Below are 20,948 nucleotides of genomic sequence, written 5' to 3' on the forward strand. Positions count from 1 at the left end.
GCCCCGTCCGGGTCACACCGGACCGGTCAGGCGGCGACCGGCAGGCGGGCCACGACGCCGGGTGCGTCCAGCACGGCGCGGTAGTGCTCGATCAACTCGTCGCCGATCGCCGCCCAGGTGCGGCCGGCGACCGCGGCCCGCGCGGCCCGGCCGTACCGGGCCCGCCGGGCCGGGTCGGCGACCAGCCCGGCGACCGCCCCGGCGAGCGCCGTCGGGTCACCGGGTGGCACCAGCAGCCCGGTCACCCCGGGCGTGACCAGGTCCATCGGCCCGCCGGCGGCCGGCGCCACCACCGGTACGCCGCTGGCCTGCGCCTCCTGCACGGTCTGGCCGAAGGTCTCGTGCGGCCCGGTGTGGGCGAAGACGTCGAAGCTGGCGTACAGCCGGGCCAGGTCACGGCCGTGCCGGGCACCGAGGAAGCGGACCGCCGGCAGGGCGCGTTCCAGCTCCTTGCGGGCCGGTCCGTCACCCACCACCACGACCCGTACGCCCGGCAGCCGGCTGGTCTCGGCGAGCAGGTCCACCCGCTTCTCGGCGGCGAGCCGGCCGACGTAGCCGACCAGCGTCTCGCCGCCGGGGGCCAGCTCGCTGCGGGTCCGTTCGCAGCGGTGAGCCGGGTCGAACCGGACCGGGTCGATGCCGCGGCCCCAGATGCGTACCCGGTCGATGCCGTTGGCGGTCAGGTCGGCGGCCGCGGCGGTCGAGGGGGCCAGGGTGCGGTCCGCCGCGTTGTGGATCTCGCGCAGCCAGCGCCAGACCGTCGCCACGCTCCACCCCAGGTGGTACGCGCGGGCGTAGGCGGCCACGTCGGTCTGGTAGACCGCCAGGGTGGGTAGCCGCAACCGGCGGGCCACCGTCAGTCCCCGCGCGCCGAGCACGAACGGGCTGGCCAGGTGTACGACGTCCGGGGTGTGGTCGGCCAGCACCTCGGTGAGCCGGCGGCTCGGCAGACCGAGCCGGAAGCTTCGGTACAGCGGCACCGGCAGGCTCGGCACCCGGATCACCGGGTACGGGTGGGTGCCGGCCTCCGCCCGCTCGGCGGCGGCCGGTGCCGGTGCGATGACCAACGGTTCATGCCCGCGTGCGACCAGGTGTTCGGCGACCCGAACCACGGAGTGCGCCACCCCGTTGAGGTCTGGTGGGAAGGACTCGGTGACGATCGCGACGCGCATGGGTGTCACGTTCGCGCCCGTGCGGGTGGCCGAGGCTACGCCGCGTTGACCAGCGGGCGAACTCTGCGGCAAGAGACCGGTTGGCCGGTGTCGACCGGTCAGACCTCGTAACGGGCACCGGCCCGGACGATCTCGACCGGCCCGTCGAAGCTCGACGCCGCCGCCTCGAACGTCGACGCCTCGCTGCCCCAGGCGGTGACCAGATGGGTCAGCAGCAGCCGGCCGACGCCCGCCTTGGTCGCGGCCTCCCCCGCCTCGCGGCCGGTCAGGTGCAGGTCCGGCGGATTGTCCACTCCGTCGAGGTAGCTGGCTTCGCAGAGGAAGACGTGCGCGTCCTGGGCCAGCCGCAGCAGCGCCTCACAGGGTGCCGTGTCCGACGAGTAGGTCAGCACCCGGTCGCCGTGCTCCACGCGTACCCCGTAGGTCTCCACCGGGTGGTTGACCCGGTCGACGGTGACCTGCAGCGGGCCGATCGGGAAGCTGCCGGGTTGCAGGCCGTAGAAGGTGTAGACGTCGTCGACCGGCTCGCCGCTGATGTTGTACGCGGTGGCGATCCGGTCGGGCGCACCGGCCGGGGCGTAGACCGGCAGCGGCGGGTACGGACCGTCCGGGGCGTAGCGCCGCACCACCACGTAGGTGCAGGCGTCGAGCATGTGGTCACAGTGCAGGTGGGTGAGCAGGATCGCGTCGACCGCGTGCAGGCCGGCGTACCGCTGCAGGGCGGACAGCGAACCCGAGCCGAAGTCGACGAGCAGGCGGAACCCGTCCGCCTCGACCAGGTAGGCCGAGCAGGCGGCCTCGGGTCCGGGGAAACTCCCGGCGCAGCCGAGTACGGTCAGACGCATCAACTGTTCCCACGGTCGCGGTGAGACACCGGCGATGCGCCGCTCATACCATCGAAGATCTCCACCAGCGGCTCTGCCACGCTCGGCAGCCTACGCCGCAGCCAGCAGCGGTATGAAAGATCCGCTGCAACTTGTCGTCAACGTGACACCGAAGCGCGAACAACTGGAGCGACTTCGACAACCCGCCCCAGGATCGCCCATAGCGCAACCAATCATTTGCACCGGAGCACCAGGCCACAGACCATGCCGACCGGTGTGGCTCAGGCCCAGAGCTGACCATCCAACGCTTCCTCGGCGTCGGACAGCGTGCCGCCGTACGCACCGGTGGAGAGGTACTTCCAGCCGCCGTCGGCGACCAGGAACGCCACGTCGGCACGGCGGCCGGCCTTGACCGCCTCGTGCGCGACGGCGAGCGCGGCGTGCAGTACGGCACCGGTCGAGAAGCCGACGAAGAGCCCTTCCACCTCGACCAACTGCCGGGTCCGCAGCACCGCGTCGCGGGTACCCACCGAGAACCGCCGGGTGAGCACGTTCGCGTCGTACAGCTCCGGCACGTAGCCCTCGTCGATGTTGCGTAACCCGTACACCAGCTCGCCGTAGCGGGGCTCGGCGGCGACCACCTCGATGCCGTCGACCTTCTCCCGCAGGTAGCGCCCGGTGCCCATCAGGGTGCCGGTGGTGCCGAGCCCGGCGACGAAGTGGGTGACCGTGGGCAGGTCGCGCAGCAGCTCCGGCCCGGTCGTCTCGTAGTGGGCCTGGGCGTTGCCGCTGTTGCCGTACTGGTAGAGCATCACCCAGTCGGGGTGCTCGGCGGCGATCTGCTTGGCCGTGGCCACCGCCTGGTTGGAGCCGCCGGCGGCCGGCGAGAAGATGATCTCGGCGCCGTACATCCGGAGCAGTTGGACCCGTTCGGCGGAGACGTTCTCCGGCATGACGCAGACCAGCCGGTAGCCGCGCAGCTTCGCCACCATGGCGAGTGAGATGCCGGTGTTGCCGCTGGTCGGTTCGAGGATGGTGTCGCCGGGCCGGAGCCGCCCGGCCCGTTCGGCGGCGCGGACCATGAACATGGCCGCCCGGTCCTTGACACTGCCGGTCGGGTTGCGGTCCTCCAGCTTGGCCCACAGCCGTACCGGTGGTGCCCCGTCGGGCACCACCGGGGAGAGCCGGGGCAGGCCGACCAGCGGGGTGCCGCCACACGCGTCGAGCAGGCTGTCGTAGCGCGTCATGGCGGGCCGCTCAGCCGCTGACGGTGTTGGCGGCGGCCAAGGCGACGACGTCGCCCGCGCCGCCGGCCACCGCGGGCAGGATCGTCACGGTGTCCCCGTCGGCGACCTTGGCCTCGAGCGCACCGAGGAACCGGACGTCCTCGTCGTTGACGTAGATGTTGACGAACCGGTGCAGGTTGCCCTCGTCGGTGATCAGCCGGCCACGCAGGCCGGAGTGCTTGGCGTCGAGGTCGTCCAGCAGGGCGGCGAGGGTGTCCCCGTTGCCTTCGACGACCTTGGCGCCGCCGGTGTAGCTGCGCAGGATGGTGGGGACGCGAACTTCGATAGACATTGACGTGCTCCTATTGCAACGGTAGGTCGGACCAGACTGCGGTGCGGTACGGCGCCAGGGTCAGCGGCCGGACGAACACTCGTAGTCGACCGTGGTCGGGGTCTGCCCGAACAGGTACGACTGCACCGCGTGCGGGTCGACACCGGCGTCAATGAGATTGACCGGCTCCTCGGTCACCACCTCGTCCACGATGCGGAACGACCGGATCTCGGTGACCTCCGGGTCACGGGTGGAGACCAGCAGGTAGTGGGCCTCGGGCCAGCCGGCGATCGCCGCGTCGGTGCGGGACGGGTACGCCTCGGTCGCGGTGTGCGAGTGGTAGATCACCACCGGCTCCTCGTCCCGGTCGTCCATCTCCCGCCACAGATGCAACTGCTCCATCGAGTCGAACTCGTAGAACGTCATCGAGCGGGCCGCGTTCTGCATCGGGATGTGCCGGGTCGGCGTGTCCGAGCCGGCCGGTCCGGCGACGACGCCGCACGCCTCGTCGGGGTGGTCCCGGCGGGCATGGGCGACGATCGCGTCGATGATCGACCGGTCGATGCTCAGCACGACTCCAGCCTACCGCCTTCTCCGCTTCTCCGGCCCGGCCGGCCCGTGGCGGTCGTCACGCTGCTCGACACTGCTCGACACTGGTCGGCGCGTTGCTCGGCGCTAGTCGAGCAACGCGCCGAGCAGGGACTCCTGCAAATAGCCCAGATAGGCGTAGACCGACAGCTGGAACAGCCGGCTCGACGACGGGTCGTCCCGCTCGGCCGCCGCCAGCTCGGCGCCGAGATCGGTGTCGGCCCGCACCTGCAACCGGACGCCCATCGCCAGCCGGGCGTCGTTGATCGCGCGCAGCCACGCCTCGGCCGCCTCGCCGTCCAGGCGGACCTCCGCGCCCGTGTCGTCGGCGTCGGCCGGCAACGCGGCGAGCACCGCGCCCGCCTGGTCGATCTTTGCCGTCTTGAGGTCGCTCTCGGTGTACCGCCGCAGCTCCGCCGAGCTCGCCGGATCGTCCCGGTAGGTGTCCGGAAAGAGCCGGTCGACCACCGGGTCGTCCCGTTCGAATCCGTCGGTGAGCAAACCCACCACCTCACCGGCGACCTTACGCAGCACCCGTACCTCATCGGGTGAGAAGACCGCGACGATGCGCCCGTTGCGGCGCCGAAACATGCTCATGCCCGATCGACCGTCGCCCAGAGCCCGTAGGCGTGCAGCCGGGACGCGTCGAGCTCCATCCGCTCACGGGGCCCGCTGGACACCACCGCCCGGCCCTTGTTGTGCACGTCGAGCATCAACTCCTCGGCCTTGGCCTGGCTGTACCCGAACAGCTTCTGAAAAACCCAGGTCACGTACGTCATCAGGTTGACCGGATCGTCCCAGACGATGGTCACCCACAGGCGTTCGTCACCTGGCATCTCGACCATGTCCGGCGTCTCGACCGGAGCAACCTGGAGAGCCGCCATTCCCCCATCGTGCCACCGGCGGGGCCGGGGCGGACAACGCCCACCACGGTCAGCCCGGCGCGTCGCCACTGTCGATCGCATCAGCCAGCAGGTTGGCCAGGCCACGCCGTACCGCGGCGAACCGCAACGCGATCTCCTGGGACAGCGCGATCTCCACCGCCCGCAGCGCCTGCTGGATCCAGGACCGGGCCTGGTCCGGTGCCATCCCGGTCGGCCCACCGCGCGGATGCCAGCAGTCGGCGGCGAGCGCGACGCCGATCGGCGGCACGGTGCACCGGGACCGCTGCGCCGGGTACCCCGCGAAGACGTCCACCACCACGGGGGACGGCCCGGTGACGGGGGACGGCCCGGCTGCGGTGGACGGGACCGGCTCGCACTGGCCCGCAGCGGTCGTCAGAAGTCCTTCCGCGACCGCCGTGGGTGGATCCCCGAGCACCCGGCGGCGGAGCTGCTCACGCAGCAGCGGACCGAGCCGCTGCGCCGGATCGACCCCGAACACCTGCTCGACCACCTCGTCCACCGCGTCGTCCACGCCGACGGCGCAGGCCGCGCCGGCATGCAACGACAGGGCCAGGAACTCGCGGTCCAGGAAGCCGGGTATCCCGGCCGGTCCATTGCCGAACAGCAGCTCGCGTACCGCGGCCACGTGCAGATTGGCCAACTCGATCGCCAGGGTGTGCCGCACCCGCTGGCCGATCCGTCGCACCACCCGGTCCAGCTGCTCGGACCAGTCGGCTGCCGGCCCACCGGGCGGCAGCGGCGGCGGCTCGTCGTACGCCAACTGATCGGCCAGACCGGCTCCGGCCCGGTGCAGCGCCTCCCGGGCGGCCCAGTCGGTCACCTCCCGGCGGAGAAAGGCCGCGTCGCCGGTTGCCGCGTCGACCGAATGCCAGGGTGCCTGTTCCAGCTCGGGTACGGCGGCCAGCAGCGCCGCCCGCTGGAACGACTCGCCCGCGCTCTGCACGCCGGCCGCGGTGATGGCAACGAACACCGCGACACCGGCGCGCAGCGCCCGGCGCAGCAGTTCGTGTTCGACCTGCCCGGGCGGCGGCCCGGCACCAACCACGAAAACCAGCGCGCCGCCGCGTACCGCAGCGTCGAGCAGCACCGTCGCGCCGGCCGACCGGAGCGTCTCCAGGTCGGGCGAATCGACCAGGCTGAGCCGGCGCAGCGAGGCGTCCGGCCGGCTCACCTCGACCCTGCGCGGTGGACGGGGCAGGGCAAGCCCGGCACCGGACCGCGCCGACCGCGCCGGGACGATCCACGGCTGCGACCAGCCCGGCAGGTATGCCGCGGTCCGCTCGACCGTCCCGTGCCGGATGACCAGGAAACTCTCGGGCGGCCGGAGGTCCGGCGACGATTCACCGTCGAGAAACGCGGTCAGCACGGCCCGGCGGCTGTTGGCGGCGGCTCCGACCACGACGGCCGCGACCGGTTCGTCAGCCGGGGACGGCGATGGCACCGGGGCGGCCATCGGCAGGTCCACGGCCAGGTCACCCGGGCGGCGCGGCCGCCTGCGCTGCCGGGGCACGCGGGCAGCGGAGCGGATAGCCAGGCGATTCGACGGTACTGTCACAGACTCCACAAGCTGAGCTCCTTCGGGCGTCATCGCCACGAAATACCAGTACACCGACGCTACGTGCACAATCACTTACGCAGTGACGACCACCGTTACTCAACTGATCGAACACTTCATACTCAACTGCGAACCGGCCGCGCCCTTCCCCCTCGGCAACTGTTCTATATGCTCCCCTGCCATGGGCCTGTGGAGCTTCGTGGGACGGTCCGAAGAGCTCGACCGGCTGTTCGCCGCAGCCACCGACGGCGGTCGCGGCCTGATCCTCAGTGGCTCCGCCGGAATCGGCAAGAGCCGGCTGCTCCGGGAAGTCGTCAGTCGACTGCCGACCGATACCTACGCGGTCTGGTCCGCCTCGGGCAGCGTCAGCGCCGCCGGCCTGCCGTTCGCCGGCCTCGCCCAGGTCCTCCCGGCGGACCAGCCACCCGGGTTGTCCCCGTCGGCGCTGCTGCGTTGGGCCGTCGAGTCGCTGCGGCAACGGGCCGCCGGCCGGCCTATCGTGCTCGCCATCGACGATGCGCATCTGCTCGATCCCTCGTCGGCGGCGGTGACGAACCTGATCGCCCGCTCCGGTCAGGCCACTGTGCTGGGTACGCTCCGCAGCGGTGAGCCAGTGCCGCTGCCGATCCGGGCACTGTGGGCTGACGATCTCGTGGTGCACGACGAGTTGTCGCCGCTGGACGTCGTCGACAGCACCGGCCTGCTGATGGAGCTGCTCGGTGGGCCGCTGGATCCCACATCGGCCGAACGGCTGTGGCGGCTGTCCGAAGGAAACCCACTGCTGCTGCGGGAGCTCGTCATCGCGGCCCAGTCCGGGCAGGAGCTGACCCAGACGTACGGGGTGTGGCGGTGGACCGGCCGGCTGGAGCTGGCACCGAGCCTGACCGACCTGATCGACACCCGGATCGGCCAGCTCAGCCCGCCGGTTCGCGGTGTCGTCGAGCTGGTGGCGTTCGGCCAGCCGATCGGGCTGCGACTGCTGCTGCGGACCAGCCGGCACGCCGACGTGGAGGCCGCCGAGGAACGCGGGCTGATCCGGGTCGACATCGACGACCGCCGGCAGGACGTGCACATGGCCCATCCGCTGTACGGCGAGGTGGTGCGCCGCCGGTGCCCGGTCACCCGGGCGCAGCGGCTGCAGGCGCAGCTCGCCTCGCTCGTGGAGCAGGCCGGGGCACGGCGCCGGGAGGACCTGCTGAGGGTCGCCGTCTGGCGACTCGAGTCGAACACCGCCGACGACCCGGCGGTGCTGCTCGACGCGGCCGGCCGGGCGTTCACCGGGTACGACATCCCACTGGCCGACCGGCTGGCCGCCCGGGCGTTCGACGTCGGCGGTGGGTTCGACGCCGCCGAGCTGAGGGCGACCATCCTGATGTTCCGCGACGAGCCCGAGCGGGCCCTGGCCACCATCGAGGCGGTCCGCGACGAGGTCACCACCGACGAACGACGCAGTCGCTGGTTGATGGTGCTCGGGCTGGTCGCCTACTGGGGGCTCGGTAACGAGTCGACGCTGGAGGACCTGTCGGCCGGTGCCCGCGAGCTGACCGACCCGGCCGACCGGGTCCGGGTCGACTCGTTCGAGGCGATCATGCGGTTGCACCGGCTGGAGTGTGACGCCGCGCTGCGGCTGGCCCGCGCCGTACTCGACCGGCCGGCGGCCAGTCACGCCGCCCACGGGCTGGCCCAGTGCACCATTGCCCACCTGCAGGCCGCGCAGGGCGACCTGACCGGCAGCGGCCGGGCCATCGCCCGGGTCGAGGCCGACGCTGCGCACTGGCGTACCGAACTTCCCTACCTTCAGCTGGCGCTGGAGCTCGGCCGCGGCACCCGGCTGGTGCTCGCCGGCGACCTGCCCGGGATCGAGGCGATCGTCGCCGAGGAGTTCGCTGACCTGGCCGACGCCGGCGACTTCCGGCTCGGGTCCGGCTACCTGTCGGTGGTCCGCGCGCAGGCCGCCCGGCTGCGCGGCCGGCTCGACGACGCGCTGCGACACAGCCTGCAGGCGTGCGCGACGCTGGCCACCGGCCGGGTGTACGCCGGGCTGGCCCACGCCGAGCGCGCACACGCGGCTGCCCTGCGTGGCGAGGCGGCCCAGGCCGCCGCAGCGATGGCCGACTCGGACCGGGCGCAGACGCCCGGGATGGCGATCCTGTATCCGTGGCGGGAGCAGGCGCGCTGCTGGGTGACGGTCGCCGAGGGAGACGTCACCGGCGCAGTGGAGATGCTGCGGGAGCTGGCGGACCGGCTGCGGACCGACGGGCTCGCCGGCCACGAGGTGATGGTGCTGCACGACCTGGTCCGGCTGGACCGGGCCGACCTGGCGGTGGACCGGCTGACCGAGCTCGCCAAGGTGGTCGAGGGGCCGCTGCCGCCGCTGGTCCTGCGCCAGGCGCAGGGCGCCGCCAACGGACCGTACGGTGCCCTGCTGCGCGCCGCCAGCGGCTTCGCCGGCCTCGGGCTGCACCTGTTCGCCGCCGAGTCGGCCGCGATGGCGGTACGCCGGCAGCGACTGGCCCGGTCGCCGGTGACCGGACAGACCAACGTGCTGCTGGGCCGGTCGCTCGGCCAGTGCGTCGACGTGCGTACCCCGGCGTTGCTGGCCGGTCAGCCCAACCTGACCGAGCGGGAGCACCAGGTGGCGAAGCTGGCGGCGGCCGGCGTGGCCAGCCGGGAGATCGCGCGACGGTTGTTCCTGTCGCCCCGCACCGTGGAGAACCACCTGCAACGGGCGTACGGCAAGCTCGGCGTGACCGGGCGTGCCGAGCTGACCGAGGCGCTGCGCGCCCTGCCCGACGAGCCGGGGGCCACCGGGCCCGGCCGGGCCGGGCCGCACCCGCCGGGCGGCCGTACAGTAACCGGGTGACCAGCTCCAGCCCCGCTCTGCTGACCGACCACTACGAGCTGACCATGCTCGCCGCCGCGTTGGCCGACGGCAGCGCCCACCGGCACTGTGTGTTCGAGGTCTTCGCCCGGCGGCTGCCGACCGGTCGCCGGTACGGTGTGGTCGCCGGCACGGGTCGGCTGGTCGACCTGATCCGGGACTTCCGCTTCGATGCGCAGACCATCCGCCACCTGCGCGACCGTGCGGTGGTCGACGCCGACACCGCACAGTGGCTGGCCGACTACCGGTTCACCGGGGACGTCGACGGGTACGCCGAGGGTGAGTTGTTCTTCCCGAACTCGCCGATCCTCACCGTCTCCGGCACGTTCGCCGAGTGCGTCCTGCTGGAGACTCTGGTGCTGTCGGTGCTGAACCACGACTGCGCGATCGCGGCGGCGGCGGCGCGGGCGGTGACCGCGGCCCGTGGCCGACCGGTGATCGAGATGGGCTCGCGGCGCACCCACGAGGAGGCGGCGGTGGCGGCTGCCCGGGCCGCGTACCTGGCAGGTTTCGCGGCGACGTCCAACCTGGCTGCGGGTGCCCGGTACGGCATCCCGACGGCGGGCACCTCGGCGCACGCGTTCACCCTGTTGCACGACGACGAACGGGCCGCGTTCGCGTCCCAGGTGGCCTCGCTCGGACGGGACACCACGCTGCTGGTCGACACCTACAGCATCAGCCAGGGCATCCGCAACGCGATCGAGGTCGCCGGGCCGGACCTGCGAGCGATCCGGATCGACTCCGGCGACCTGTCGGTCCTGGCGCAACAGTCCCGGGAGCTGCTCGACTCGCTCGGCGCCACCGAGACCAAGATCATAGTCTCCGGTGATCTCGACGAGTACGCGATCGCCTCGCTCGCCGCCGAGCCGGTCGACATGTACGGTGCCGGCACCGCCGTGGTGACCGGCTCCGGCGCGCCGACCGCCCGGCTGGTCTACAAGCTGGTCGAGGTCGACGGCCGGCCGGTGGTCAAGCGCTCCGAGAACAAGGCCACCGTCGGGGGCCGCAAGGTGGCGGTACGCCGGCACAAGCCGACCGGCACCGCCACCGAGGAGATCGTCGTCTCGCAGGGGGTGCCGGACCGGTCCAACGGCGACCGGGTGCTGCAACGGTCCTTTGTCGCCGCAGGCGAGCCACTGGCCCGGCCGACCATCGCCGAGTCCCGTGAGCACCTGCGCCACTGCCTGATCTCGATACCGTGGGAAGGGCTGAAGCTGTCCGCCGGTGACCCGACCATCCCGGTGACCGTCGTGCCAGCCGAGCAGTGACCGCCGGGCCGCGACCGGCGCGACCGGTGACCGACCGTTCAGGAGCCAGCAGCAGGAGGACGACGACCATGCACCGGGCACTGATCATCGTTGACGTACAGAACGACTTCTGCGAAGGCGGCTCGCTCGCGGTGGGCGGCGGCACCGACGTGGCGGCGGCGATCTCCCGGAGCGTCGCCGAGGCGCCGCAGCGGCGGTGGCGGCACGTGGTGGCGACCAAGGACTACCACGTCGATCCCGGCGCGCACTTCGGCGACCCGCCGGACTTCGTCGACACCTGGCCGGCGCACTGTGTGGTGGGCACCGGCGGGGAGGAGTTCCATCCCGGGCTGGCCGTCGACCGGATCGAGGCGGTCTTCCGCAAGGGCCGGCACGCGGCGGCGTACTCGGGCTTCGAGGGCCACAGCGACGACGGCATCGGCCTGGCCGACTGGCTGCGGGAACGCGGGATCACCGGGGTCGATGTGGTCGGCATCGCCACCGACCACTGTGTACGGGCGACCGCGCTGGACGCCGCTCGGGCCGGCTTCGACACCACCGTACTGCTCGACCTGACCGCCGGGGTGGCCCGGGACACCACCGAGGTGGCGATGGACGCGATGCGGGCCGCCGGGGTGACGTTGACCGGCTCCCCGGTACTGCGCCCGGCCTGACCGGCCACCGGCCTGACCGCGCCGGCCGGGGCCGGACCGCAGGTCGGGCTGGCCGGCGCGGATATCGGCTGGCCGGCGTCGTACCCGGCGGGCATGATGCCGGCCGGAGGTAACACCGACTGATGAACCTGACTCCTTACCGGCAGGCGCTCGCGCTGCCCGGTGTGGCCCGGCTGCTCGCCCTGTCGGTGCTGGCCCGGATGCCGAACACCGCCGCCGGAGTGGCGCTGACCCTGTACGTCGTGCTGGACCAGGGCCGGGGGTACGGCGCGGCTGGTCTGGCCGGTACCGCGTTGACCGTCGGGGCCGCGATCGGCGCACCGGTGCTGGGCCGGCTGGTCGACCGGCGTGGACTACGTCCGGTGCTGGCCGTCTCGGCCGCCGCCCAGGGCGTCTTCTGGGCCGTGGCGCAGGCGCTGCCGTACCCCGCGTTGCTGGTCGCGGCGGTCGTCGCCGGCCTGCTCAGCCTGCCGGTGTTCTCGGTGATCCGGCAGTCGCTGGCCGCACTGGTCCCGGCGGAACAGCGCCGTCCGGCGTACGCCCTGGATTCGATGTCGGTCGAGCTTTCCTTCATGGTCGGCCCGGCCCTCGCGGTGCTGCTCGCCACCGCGGTCTCCCCCCGGATCGCGATGGTCGCGGTCGGCGCCGGCCTGGTCGCCGCCGGGCTGGCGCTGTTCGTCGTCGACCCGCCGATCCGCGCCCGGCACGAGGAAGCTGACCGAGCGGGCGTCCGGATCACCCGCCGGGACTGGCTGACCCCGCAGTTGCTCGGGGTCCTCGCGGTCGGCACGGCGTCGACGCTGGTGCTCGGTGGCACCGACGTGGCGTTGATCTCCGCGCTGCGGGAGAGCGACCAGTTGGTCTGGACCAGCGTCGTGCTCGCCGGCTGGGGGGCCTACTCACTGGTTGGCGGGTTCGCCTACGGAGCGACCCGGCGTGCGGTGCCGCCGGTCGGGTTGATGGTCGCGCTGGCCGCCGCCACGGTCCCGGTCGGGCTCGGGGCCGGGAACTGGTGGACGCTGGGGCTGGCCTTGGCCCCGGCCGGGCTGCTCTGCGCGCCGACGATCGCCGCCACGTCCGACGCGGTCGCCCGGCTGGCCCCGGCGGCGGTACGCGGCGAGGCGATGGGCCTGCATGGTTCGGCAATGACCGTGGGCATGGCCGTCGGGGCGCCGCTGACCGGTGCGGTGATCGACGCCAGTACGCCGACGTGGGGTTTCGTGGCAATCGGCGCGGCGGGGCTGCTGCTGGCACTGCCGATGGTCGCCATGCAGTTGCGCCGCCGGGCGATGCTGGACCGGGTGCCGGCCTGCGGTGACGGGCTCCCAGAGGCACGACGCGGCCCCGGGCGGAATGCGCCCGGGGCCGCGTCGTAGACCGATCGTGGGTAGTGCCAGCCGGTGGGTCAGCGCCGGTCGACGTTGCTGGCGGTGTCCTCCTGGTACGTGGCGCCGCCGTCCGACTCGCTGGTCAACGGCTTGGCACCGCCCTCCGGTGGCCCGGCGACCGAGTGGTGTCCGGCGGCCAGCTCCGGGAACTTGAGGTCGAACGCCGGCCGCTCAGAGCGAATCCGGGGCATCCGGTCGAAGTTGCGTAGCGGCGGCGGGCAGCTGGTCGCCCACTCCAGCGAGTTCCCGTGCCCCCACGGGTCGTCGACCTCGACCAGCGGTCCGGTCTTGTACGACTTCCACACGTTGTACAGGAACGGCAGGGTGGAGATGCCGGTGACGAACGAGCCGACCGTGGAGATCATGTTCAGCGTGGTCCAGCCGTCGATCGCCTGGTAGTCGGCGTACCGGCGGGGGAAGCCTTCGGCACCGAGCCAGTGCTGCACCAGGAAGGTGGTGTGGAAGCCGACGAAGGTCAGCCAGAAGTGCACCCGGCCCAGCCGCTCGTCGAGCATCCGTCCGGTGAACTTCGGGAACCAGAAATAGATGCCGGCGAACACCGCGAACACGATCGTGCCGAACAGCACGTAGTGGAAGTGGGCGACGACGAAGTACGAGTCCGAGACGTGAAAGTCAATCGGCGGGCTGGCCAGCAGCACACCCGACAACCCGCCGAAGAGGAAGGTGACCAGGAAGCCGATCGACCAGAGCATCGGCGTCTCGAAGCTGATCTGCCCCCGCCACAGGGTACCGATCCAGTTGAAGAACTTCATGCCGGTCGGCACGGCGATCAGGAAGCTCAGGAAACTGAAGAAGGGCAGCAGCACCGCGCCGGTGGCGAACATGTGGTGCGCCCAGACGCTCATCGACAGCGCGGCGATCGCGATCGTCGCGGCCACCAGGCCCTTGTAGCCGAAGATCGGCTTGCGGGCGAAGACCGGGATGATCTCGCTGATGATACCGAAGAACGGCAGCGCGACGATGTACACCTCGGGGTGGCCGAAGAACCAGAAGAGGTGCTGCCACAGCAGTGGCCCACCGGTCTCCGGCGCGTACACGTGGGCACCGAGCATCCGGTCGGCGGCGAGCGCGAACAGCGCGGCGGCCAGCAGCGGGAAGACCATGATCACCAGGAGGCTGGTGACCAGGATGTTCCAGGTGAAGATCGGCATCCGGAACATGGTCATGCCCGGCGCGCGCAGGGTCAGGATCGTGGTGATCATGTTGACCGCGCCGAGGATGGTACCCAGACCGGAGATCGCCAGTCCGACGATCCACATGTTGGCGCCGACGCCCGGGGAGTGTTCGACGCTGCTCAGCGGGGTGTACGCGAACCAGCCGAAGTCGGCGGCGCCGCCCGGGGTGAGGAAGCCACCCATCGCCAAGGTGCCACCGAACAGGTACAGCCAGTAGGCGAAGCTGTTCAGCCGGGGAAAGGAAACGTCCGGCGCACCGATCTGGATCGGCGTAACGTAGTTGGCGAAGGCGAACACGATCGGCGTCGCGAAGAACAACAGCATGATCGTGCCGTGCATGGTGAACAGCTGGTTGTACTGCTCCGGGGAGAGGAACTGCATCCCCGGCTGGGCCAGCTCCGCACGCATGATCAGGGCCATCAGGCCACCGATCATGAAGAACGCGAAGGCGGTGATCATGTACATGATCCCGATCTGCTTCGCGTCGGTCGTGCGCAGCAGCCGCGCCATGGCCGAGCCGCGGACCGGCCTGCGGACCGGGAAGGGCCGGCTGGCGATCGGCTTCGGTGCGACGGTGGTCACGAATGGCCTCCGGTTCTCGTCAATCCCACGGCGCCCGGGTTGATGATCCGCTGGCCGTGCCTCGCAGGCAGGATAGTCCCCGTTCACCGCCGGTCCGCACGCCGGGTGCCCGGACGGCTGCGGGCCGCCGGGCGGTTCACACCGGGTCGAGTCACACCGGGTCGAGTCACACCGGGTCGACGAGCAACCGGTAGTGCTCCTGGAAGATCGTGCCGCCCTTGGCGCGCAGCACCGGGTCGCGCAGGGCCGGGGCGACGTCGCGGGTCCGGTCCCGGTCCCGGGTCCGGTCCAGGACCCACTGGGTACGCGGCCGACGCCGGCTCTCGTACCTGGCGAGCGCCTCGACGACCGACGGCGCGGCACGCAGCTCCTCGGCCAGGACCAGCGCGTCCTCGAACGCCATCGCCGCCCCTTGGGACAGCGTCGGCGCGGTCGCGTGGGCGGCGTCCCCGACGAGCACCACGTTGCCCCGGGACCAGCCGCTCAGCTCCACCTCGTCGGTGACGGCCACCTGCACCTTCTCCACCGCGTCGAGGACCGCTCGCACCGGCCCACCGTAGTCGCCGAGGAGCTGGCGGAGCCGGACCAACGGGTCGGCGGGCGGGGCGGAGCCGGCCGGCAACGGCTCGTCGGCGTAGAGGTAGACCCGGCCGTAGCCCATCGGGGCGAGCGCGATGCCGGACCGTTGCCCGAGCAGTGCCGTCCACTCGGTGATCTCCGGACCGCCACTGACCACGCTGCGATAGGCGATCTGGCCGACCGGGTGCGGCGCGCCGCCGATCTCGGCGAGTCGACGGACCGCAGACCGGCGCCCGTCCGCGCCGACGATCAGGTCGTACTCGGCGTAGGAGCCATCACCGAAGGCGACCTTGGTGGTCTCGTCACCGACCTCCACGTCGCACACCTCGGTGTGGTACCGCACCTCCCCGCCGGCGCCGGTGAGCAGCACCTGGTGCAGGTCCGCGCGGGGCAGCGCCCGGCACTGCCCGACCCCCTGCCACAGCTGTTCCAGATCGACCGAGCACAGCTCGGCTCCGGTGGCGTCGAGGAATCGCTGCCGCCGGATCACCGCGCCGAGCGGACGCAACGGATTGTCCAGCCCGAGCTCACGCAGCGCGCGGATGGCATTGCCGGGTAGGAAGATCCCGGCACCGGCGACGACAGTCGGTGCCAGCTTCTCCACCAGCTCGGGCCGAATGCCGGCCAGCCGCAGTGCTCGGGCGACGGCCAGCCCGGCGACGCTGGCACCGACGATGAGCACGCGCACGGGTGGTTGAGCCATGGTCCGCGCCGCCTCCGGGGGAATAGACACTCATTGAAGCCAAGAGACTACTGCCAGCAACGCTGCCCGCGGTAGGCCCATCCCACCCTGTTCGCTCCACGCGAATGCCACCCGCCACGGCGCCAGGCAACATCCATTGGTGGAAATCTTAACGGCTTACCGGTGCCGGCGGGACCCTCAGCGCTGCACCCTTGCCCCACCGCCACCGGCGAGCGCCGCCACCTCTTTGAGGCTGGCCGTCGAGGTGTCTCCGGGGGTGGTCATCGCCAGCGCTCCGTGCGCGGCACCGTACTCCACCGCGACCGCCAGGTCGCCCAGCTCCAACAGGCCGTAGACCAGGCCGGACGCGAAGCTGTCGCCGCCGCCGACCCGGTCCAGGATCTCCAGGCCCGGCCGGTGGGTGGCGGACACGAAACCGGTCGGTGCCGACCAGGCGACCGCACCCCAGTCGTTCACCGTCGCGGAACGCACCGTACGCAGCGTCGTCGCCACCACCTTGAAGTTCGGGTACGCCCCGGTCACCTCGGTGATCATCCGCTGGAAGTTGGCGACCTCCAGTTCGGTGAGGCGCTCATCGGTGTCCGGTACGGCGAACCCGAGACTCGCGGTGAAGTCCTCCTCGTTGCCGATCATGACGTCGACGTAGCCGGCCAGCCGCCGGTTGACCTCCTGCGCCCGGGACTGTCCACCGACCGCCTTCCAGAGACTGGGCCGGTAGTTCAGGTCGTAGGAGATGATCGTGCCGTGCCGGCGGGCGGCCGTCATCGCCGCCTCGATCGTGTCCGGTGTGGTCTGCGACAGGGCCGCGTAGATGCCGCCGGTGTGCAGCCAACGCACGCCGAGGGTGCCGAACAGGTGGTCCCAGTCGACGTCGTCGGGGCGTAGCTGGCTGGCCGCGCTGTTGCCCCGGTCGGAGGTGCCGACCGCGCCGCGCACCCCGAAGCCGCGCTCGGTGAAGTTGAGCCCGTTGCGGACGGTCCGGCCGATCCCGTCGTACGGCAGCCAGCGCACGTACGCGGTGTCGACGCCGCCCTGCAGCACCAGATCCTCCAGCAGGCGACCGACCTCGTTGTCGGCGAACGCGGTGACAACTGCGGTACGCAGGCCGAAGCAGCGGCGCAGGCCCCGCGCGACGTTGTACTCGCCACCGCCTTCCCAGGCCCGGAAGCTGCGGGCGGTGCGCACCCGTCCCTCCCCCGGATCCAGCCGCAGCATGACCTCGCCGAGCGAGACAAGGTCGTAGCGGCACTCGGTGGCCGGCCGGGGGTGCAGCGGGGCACGGTCGGCGGGGTGCTGTTCGGCCATCTCACGACTCCTCAGTCAAAGGTCGGACCGGTCCTGGTCGAGGTCGGGCGGGTCAGTCGGCGGCGCGGGCTGGCGGGTCAGTCGGCGGCGCGGGCGGCGGCGACCGCGGCGGCGGTCAACCGGGTCACCTCGGCCCAGTCGCCGGCGTCGAGTAGGCGGGGGGCGACCATCCAGGTGCCGCCGACGGCGAGGACCGCCGGGTGGGCCAGGTAGTCCGCGACGTTGCCGGGGCTCACCCCGCCGGTCGGGATGAACCGCACCGACCTGAACGGCGCGGCGAGCGCCGAGACCATGCCCACCCCGCCGAGCTGTTCGGCCGGGAAGAACTTGACCGTGTCCAGCCCGGCGTCGAGGGCCATCTGAATCTCGGTGGCGCTGGACACCCCGGGGAAAACCGGCAGGTCGAGCTCCTGGCAGCGACGGACGACGGCGGGTCCGAAGCCAGGGCTTACCACGAATCGGGCACCGGCGTCGACGGCCCGGTCCACCTGCTCGACGGTGAGTACGGTGCCGGCGCCGACCAGCATGCCGGGGTGCCCGGCCATCGCCGCGATGGCGTCCGCCGCCGCCGGGGTGCGGAAGGTCACTTCGGCGGTACGCAGTCCGCCGGCGAGCAGCGCTTCGGCCAGTGGCGCGGCGCCGGCCGGATCAGCCAGGACGACCACCGGAAGAATCCGCCCCGCGCCAATCACCGAGACGACGTCGCCGCCGTGGTGCGCGCCCCGGTCGGCCTCGCGACCGGCCGACTCACGTTCAGCATCATGAACATCGGTCACGTACGTGACCATACTCGGCGGTACATCGCTGTCAACCGGGTGCGACGCTGGTTAGAGTGACCGCCATGGCGGCGCAGGAGGGTTTCCAGCCGGTGAAGTCCGCCGGCCGGACGTTGGAGGTGCTGGAGGCGCTGGCCGCCACCCCTGACCGCCGGTCCCTCGGCGAACTGACACGGGTCCTGCAGATCCCGAAGAGCAGCCTGCACGGAATTCTGCGCACGATGATGCACCGTGGCTGGGTGGAGACCGATCCCACCGGCACCCGGTTCGGCCTCGGCGTACGGGCGCTGCAGGTGGGCGCGGCGTACCTGGCCGCCGACAACGCGGTCAGCCTGCTGGACGGCGTGCTCGACGCGCTGGCCGGGCAGTTCGGTGAGACCGTCCATCTCGGCCGGCTGGACGGCCCGCACGTGGTCTACCTGGCCAAGCGCGAGTCGGTGCACCCGCTGCGGCTGTACAGCGCGATCGGCCGACACCTGCCGGCGCACGCCACCGCACTGGGCAAGGCGCTGCTCGCCGAACATCCGGACGACGTCGTCGACCAACTGCTGAGCTGGCCGTTGCGCCGGATGACCCGGCGAACCATCACCGACCCGGCCACCCTGCACGCCGCGCTGGCCGAGGTCCGCGCCCAGGGCTGGGCCGTCGACCGGGAGGAGAACGCTGAGGGGATCGTCTGCCTGGCGATGGCGATGCCACTGCGGCGGCCGGCCGCCGACGCGATCAGCCTGTCCGTCCCAGCGACCCGGATCGACGCCGCCGGCGAGGCCCGGATGGTCGAGGCACTGCGGGCCGCCGCCGACCAGGTGGCCGCCGCCCGCGGGCTGATCTCCCGCTGATTCTTTTCATACATGTCGATGTGATCTACCATCATGGGAGCGCTCCCGCGACGTTGGTTCCTACCCGCCGTCTCCACGGACACAAGGAGAACCATGCGACGTCCGATCCGCGCCGCCGCCGCAGCCGTCCTGCTGCTCACCGGCGGCCTCGTCACCGTGGTCGCCGCCACACCAGCCCAGGCCGACACGCGAATCTGCGAACAATACGGCAGCACCACCATTCAGGGCCGCTACGTGGTGCAGAACAACCGCTGGGGCACCACCGCCGAACAGTGCATCAACGTGACCGACACCGGCTTCTCGGTGACCTCGCAGCAGGGCAGCTCGCCGACCAATGGCGCGCCGGTGTCGTACCCGTCGATTTTCTACGGCTGCCATTACACCAACTGCTCTCCCGGCACCAACCTGCCGATCCAGGTCAGCCGGATCAGCAACGCGCCGACCAGCATCAACTACCGGTACGTCGGTAACGGGACGTACAACGCCTCGTACGACATCTGGCTCGACCCGACCCCGCGCACCAACGGCGTCAGCCAGATGGAGATCATGATCTGGTTCCACCGGCAGGGCTCCATCCAGCCGATCGGCTCGCCGGTCGGCAACGCCACCGTCGCCGGCCGCAACTGGCAGGTCTGGACCGGCAGCAACGGTTCCAACAACGTGGTGTCCTACCTGGCCCCGTCGTCGATCACCAGTTGGAGCTTCAACGTGCTCGACTTCATCGCCGACGTCCGGGCCCGAGGGCAAATCACCAACTCCTGGTACCTGACCAGCGTCCAGGCCGGCTTCGAGCCGTGGAACGGCGGCGTCGGCCTCGGGGTGACCTCCTTTTCCGGTTCGGTCTCCACCGGCGGCGCCCCGCCGACCACCGCCCCGCCGACCACCGCCCCGCCGACCACCGCCCCGCCGACCAGTCAGCCGCCCGGTGGTGGCGGGTGCCGGGTCAGCTACACGGCGAACACCTGGAACAACGGCTACACCGCCGACGTACGCGTCACCAACACCGGTGGTGGCACCATCAACGGTTGGACGTTGGCCTACCAGCTGCCGGCCGGGCAGACGGTCGGCAACTCGTGGAACGCCACCGTCACCCAGAGCGGATCGTCGGTGACCGCCCGGAACGTGGGCTGGAACGGCACGCTGGCGCCGGGGGCGACCACCTCGTTCGGTTACCAGGCCAGCTACAGCGGCAACTACTCCTCACCGAGCAGCTTCGCCCTCAACGGCACCACCTGCACCACCGGCTGATCCGCGAACGCCGGGGCCGGCCTCGGCGGGGGGTGAGGCCCCCTCCGCGGCCGGCCCGCACCGCCCGGGGTGTCGTGGTCTCAGTCGCGCAGGGCGTCGACTGTGGCCATCTCCTCGGCGGAGAGGGTGAAGCCGAAGACGTCGGCGTTGCCGCGGATCCGCTCCGGAGTGACCGACTTGGGAATCACCACGATGCCGTGCTGGATGTGCCAGCGCAGCACCACCTGGGCGGCGCTCACCCGGTGGGCCGCGGCGACCCGCACCAGCACCGGGTCGTCGAGGTCGGTGTTCTTGAACGGGCTGTACCCCTCCAGCACCACCCCGCGGTCACGGTGCTCGGCCACCGTACGCGGATCGTGCATCGCCGGCGCCCACGGCACCTGGTTGACCGCCGGCACCACCCCGGTCCGCTCGGTCAGCTCGTCGATCTGGTCGAGGCCGTAGTTGGAGACACCGATCGCCCGCACCGCACCGGTGTCCCGGTGGGCGACGAACTCGCGCCAGGTCGGCACGCCGGCACCGCCGGCCGGAGGCCAGTGGATCAGCCACAGGTCGACGTACTCGGTGCCCAGCGCGGCCAGGCTCACGGCCAGCGTCTCCGCCTCCCGCCCGACCCGATCGGGTGGCAGCTTGGTGGTGACGAAGATCTCGTCCCGGGCGATTCCGCTGTCCTTGATCGCCCGGCCGACCTCGGCCTCGTTGCCGTACATCGTGGCGGTGTCGACGTGCCGGTAGCCGGCGTCCAATGCCGCTCGGACCGCCCGGTACCCGGCGTCGCCCGACGCCTGCCAGGTGCCGAACCCGAGCAGCGGCATCCCGATCCCGGACGGCAAGGTTGCCACAGGTTGCTCACCATGCGTTGCCATCCTCCCCGCCTACCCCCTTCAACCTGCACGTATTCCTTGACCGGACGACTCATCGTCCGGTAG

19 protein-coding genes are annotated in these 20,948 nt (G+C 71.6%); 6 read left to right on the plus strand and 13 right to left on the minus strand.

What is annotated here, in order from left to right; all coding sequences use genetic code 11:
• Positions 1–26: 26 nt before the first annotated feature.
• The 8 genes from O7543_RS12940 to O7543_RS12975 form a co-directional block, all read right to left on the minus strand.
• A complete protein-coding gene (locus O7543_RS12940) occupies positions 27–1,172 on the minus strand; it encodes a glycosyltransferase family 1 protein (RefSeq protein ID WP_281553594.1) in 1,146 nt (381 codons plus the stop codon).
• Positions 1,173–1,270: 98 nt separating this feature from the next.
• Positions 1,271–2,017: an MBL fold metallo-hydrolase gene (locus O7543_RS12945; protein ID WP_281553593.1), complete on the minus strand. Its 747-nt coding sequence runs from the start codon at positions 2,015–2,017 to the stop codon at positions 1,271–1,273.
• Between the two features lie 260 nt (positions 2,018–2,277).
• Positions 2,278–3,243 (minus strand): pyridoxal-phosphate dependent enzyme, encoded by a 966-nt coding sequence (locus O7543_RS12950; RefSeq protein ID WP_281553592.1) that lies wholly within the window; start codon positions 3,241–3,243, stop codon positions 2,278–2,280.
• Between the two features lie 10 nt (positions 3,244–3,253).
• The gene (locus O7543_RS12955; protein WP_281553591.1) at positions 3,254–3,574 is read right to left on the minus strand and encodes a MoaD/ThiS family protein; all 321 of its coding nucleotides are present in this window, start codon (positions 3,572–3,574) and stop codon (positions 3,254–3,256) included.
• A gap of 60 nt (positions 3,575–3,634) precedes the next feature.
• Positions 3,635–4,126 carry a M67 family metallopeptidase gene (locus O7543_RS12960; RefSeq protein ID WP_278167444.1) on the minus strand — a complete coding sequence of 164 codons (492 nt, stop codon included), beginning with the start codon at positions 4,124–4,126 and terminating at the stop codon, positions 3,635–3,637.
• Between the two features lie 102 nt (positions 4,127–4,228).
• Positions 4,229–4,738, minus strand: coding sequence for a DUF2017 domain-containing protein (locus tag O7543_RS12965; RefSeq protein ID WP_281553590.1), 510 nt, complete (start codon positions 4,736–4,738; stop codon positions 4,229–4,231).
• Positions 4,735–5,025, minus strand: a complete 291-nt coding sequence (gene clpS, locus O7543_RS12970; RefSeq protein WP_281553589.1) for an ATP-dependent Clp protease adapter ClpS — start codon at positions 5,023–5,025, stop codon at positions 4,735–4,737. The genes O7543_RS12965 and clpS overlap by 4 nt, the downstream gene beginning before the upstream one ends.
• A gap of 49 nt (positions 5,026–5,074) precedes the next feature.
• Complete coding sequence (locus O7543_RS12975) at positions 5,075–6,511, minus strand: hypothetical protein (protein ID WP_281553588.1); 1,437 nt, start codon at positions 6,509–6,511, stop codon at positions 5,075–5,077.
• A gap of 289 nt (positions 6,512–6,800) precedes the next feature.
• Between O7543_RS12975 and O7543_RS12980 the strand changes: the two genes are divergently transcribed.
• From O7543_RS12980 to O7543_RS12995, 4 genes are all read left to right on the plus strand, one after another.
• Positions 6,801–9,464 (plus strand): LuxR family transcriptional regulator, encoded by a 2,664-nt coding sequence (locus O7543_RS12980; protein ID WP_281567406.1) that lies wholly within the window; start codon positions 6,801–6,803, stop codon positions 9,462–9,464.
• Positions 9,461–10,750, plus strand: coding sequence for a nicotinate phosphoribosyltransferase (locus O7543_RS12985; RefSeq protein ID WP_281553586.1), 1,290 nt, complete (start codon positions 9,461–9,463; stop codon positions 10,748–10,750). Before O7543_RS12980 ends, O7543_RS12985 begins: the two co-directional genes overlap by 4 nt.
• Before the next feature lie 68 nt (positions 10,751–10,818).
• The gene (locus O7543_RS12990; protein WP_281553585.1) at positions 10,819–11,403 is read left to right on the plus strand and encodes a nicotinamidase; all 585 of its coding nucleotides are present in this window, start codon (positions 10,819–10,821) and stop codon (positions 11,401–11,403) included.
• 122 nt (positions 11,404–11,525) lie between these two features.
• Positions 11,526–12,779, plus strand: coding sequence for an MFS transporter (locus O7543_RS12995; RefSeq protein WP_281553584.1), 1,254 nt, complete (start codon positions 11,526–11,528; stop codon positions 12,777–12,779).
• Between the two features lie 29 nt (positions 12,780–12,808).
• Here the strand turns inward: O7543_RS12995 and ctaD are convergent, their stop codons facing one another.
• The 4 genes from ctaD to eda all read right to left on the minus strand — a co-directional run bounded on the left by ctaD (position 12,809) and on the right by eda (position 17,932).
• A complete protein-coding gene (gene ctaD / locus O7543_RS13000; RefSeq protein WP_281553583.1) occupies positions 12,809–14,569 on the minus strand; it encodes a cytochrome c oxidase subunit I in 1,761 nt (586 codons plus the stop codon).
• Between the two features lie 166 nt (positions 14,570–14,735).
• Positions 14,736–15,851 (minus strand): FAD-dependent monooxygenase, encoded by a 1,116-nt coding sequence (locus O7543_RS13005; protein WP_281553582.1) that lies wholly within the window; start codon positions 15,849–15,851, stop codon positions 14,736–14,738.
• Positions 15,852–16,028: 177 nt separating this feature from the next.
• Positions 16,029–17,156: a sugar kinase gene (locus tag O7543_RS13010; protein WP_281553581.1), complete on the minus strand. Its 1,128-nt coding sequence runs from the start codon at positions 17,154–17,156 to the stop codon at positions 16,029–16,031.
• Between the two features lie 77 nt (positions 17,157–17,233).
• Positions 17,234–17,932 (minus strand): bifunctional 4-hydroxy-2-oxoglutarate aldolase/2-dehydro-3-deoxy-phosphogluconate aldolase, encoded by a 699-nt coding sequence (gene eda / locus O7543_RS13015; RefSeq protein ID WP_281553580.1) that lies wholly within the window; start codon positions 17,930–17,932, stop codon positions 17,234–17,236.
• Between the two features lie 65 nt (positions 17,933–17,997).
• Here eda and O7543_RS13020 point away from each other — a divergent pair, with 65 nt between their 5' ends.
• Together O7543_RS13020 and O7543_RS13025 are read left to right on the plus strand one after the other, a co-directional pair.
• The gene (locus tag O7543_RS13020; protein WP_281553579.1) at positions 17,998–18,771 is read left to right on the plus strand and encodes an IclR family transcriptional regulator; all 774 of its coding nucleotides are present in this window, start codon (positions 17,998–18,000) and stop codon (positions 18,769–18,771) included.
• A 93-nt stretch (positions 18,772–18,864) separates the two neighbouring features.
• Entirely contained in the window at positions 18,865–20,019 is a 1,155-nt protein-coding gene (locus O7543_RS13025) for a cellulose binding domain-containing protein (protein ID WP_281553578.1), read from the plus strand.
• A gap of 80 nt (positions 20,020–20,099) precedes the next feature.
• On the opposite strand, the gene O7543_RS13030 is transcribed toward O7543_RS13025, so the two are convergent.
• Complete coding sequence (locus tag O7543_RS13030) at positions 20,100–20,834, minus strand: aldo/keto reductase (RefSeq protein ID WP_281555465.1); 735 nt, start codon at positions 20,832–20,834, stop codon at positions 20,100–20,102.
• Positions 20,835–20,948 lie beyond the last annotated feature (114 nt).

It is taken from the genome of Solwaraspora sp. WMMA2080 (assembly GCF_027497395.1).
Taxonomy (GTDB): Bacteria; Actinomycetota; Actinomycetes; order Mycobacteriales; family Micromonosporaceae; genus Micromonospora_E.

Coding starts and splice junctions, on each gene's coding strand:
- O7543_RS12940 (WP_281553594.1), bottom strand. CDS start 1,172: ATGCGCGTCGCGATCGTCACCGAGTCCTTCCCACCAGACCTCAACGGG.
- O7543_RS12945 (WP_281553593.1), bottom strand. CDS start 2,017: ATGCGTCTGACCGTACTCGGCTGCGCCGGGAGTTTCCCCGGACCCGAG.
- O7543_RS12950 (WP_281553592.1), bottom strand. CDS start 3,243: ATGACGCGCTACGACAGCCTGCTCGACGCGTGTGGCGGCACCCCGCTG.
- O7543_RS12955 (WP_281553591.1), bottom strand. CDS start 3,574: ATGTCTATCGAAGTTCGCGTCCCCACCATCCTGCGCAGCTACACCGGC.
- O7543_RS12965 (WP_281553590.1), bottom strand. CDS start 4,738: ATGAGCATGTTTCGGCGCCGCAACGGGCGCATCGTCGCGGTCTTCTCA.
- clpS (WP_281553589.1), bottom strand. CDS start 5,025: ATGGCGGCTCTCCAGGTTGCTCCGGTCGAGACGCCGGACATGGTCGAG.
- O7543_RS12990 (WP_281553585.1), top strand. CDS start 10,819: ATGCACCGGGCACTGATCATCGTTGACGTACAGAACGACTTCTGCGAA.
- O7543_RS12995 (WP_281553584.1), top strand. CDS start 11,526: ATGAACCTGACTCCTTACCGGCAGGCGCTCGCGCTGCCCGGTGTGGCC.
- O7543_RS13005 (WP_281553582.1), bottom strand. CDS start 15,851: ATGGCTCAACCACCCGTGCGCGTGCTCATCGTCGGTGCCAGCGTCGCC.
- O7543_RS13010 (WP_281553581.1), bottom strand. CDS start 17,156: ATGGCCGAACAGCACCCCGCCGACCGTGCCCCGCTGCACCCCCGGCCG.
- O7543_RS13020 (WP_281553579.1), top strand. CDS start 17,998: ATGGCGGCGCAGGAGGGTTTCCAGCCGGTGAAGTCCGCCGGCCGGACG.
- O7543_RS13025 (WP_281553578.1), top strand. CDS start 18,865: ATGCGACGTCCGATCCGCGCCGCCGCCGCAGCCGTCCTGCTGCTCACC.
- O7543_RS13030 (WP_281555465.1), bottom strand. CDS start 20,834: ATGCCGCTGCTCGGGTTCGGCACCTGGCAGGCGTCGGGCGACGCCGGG.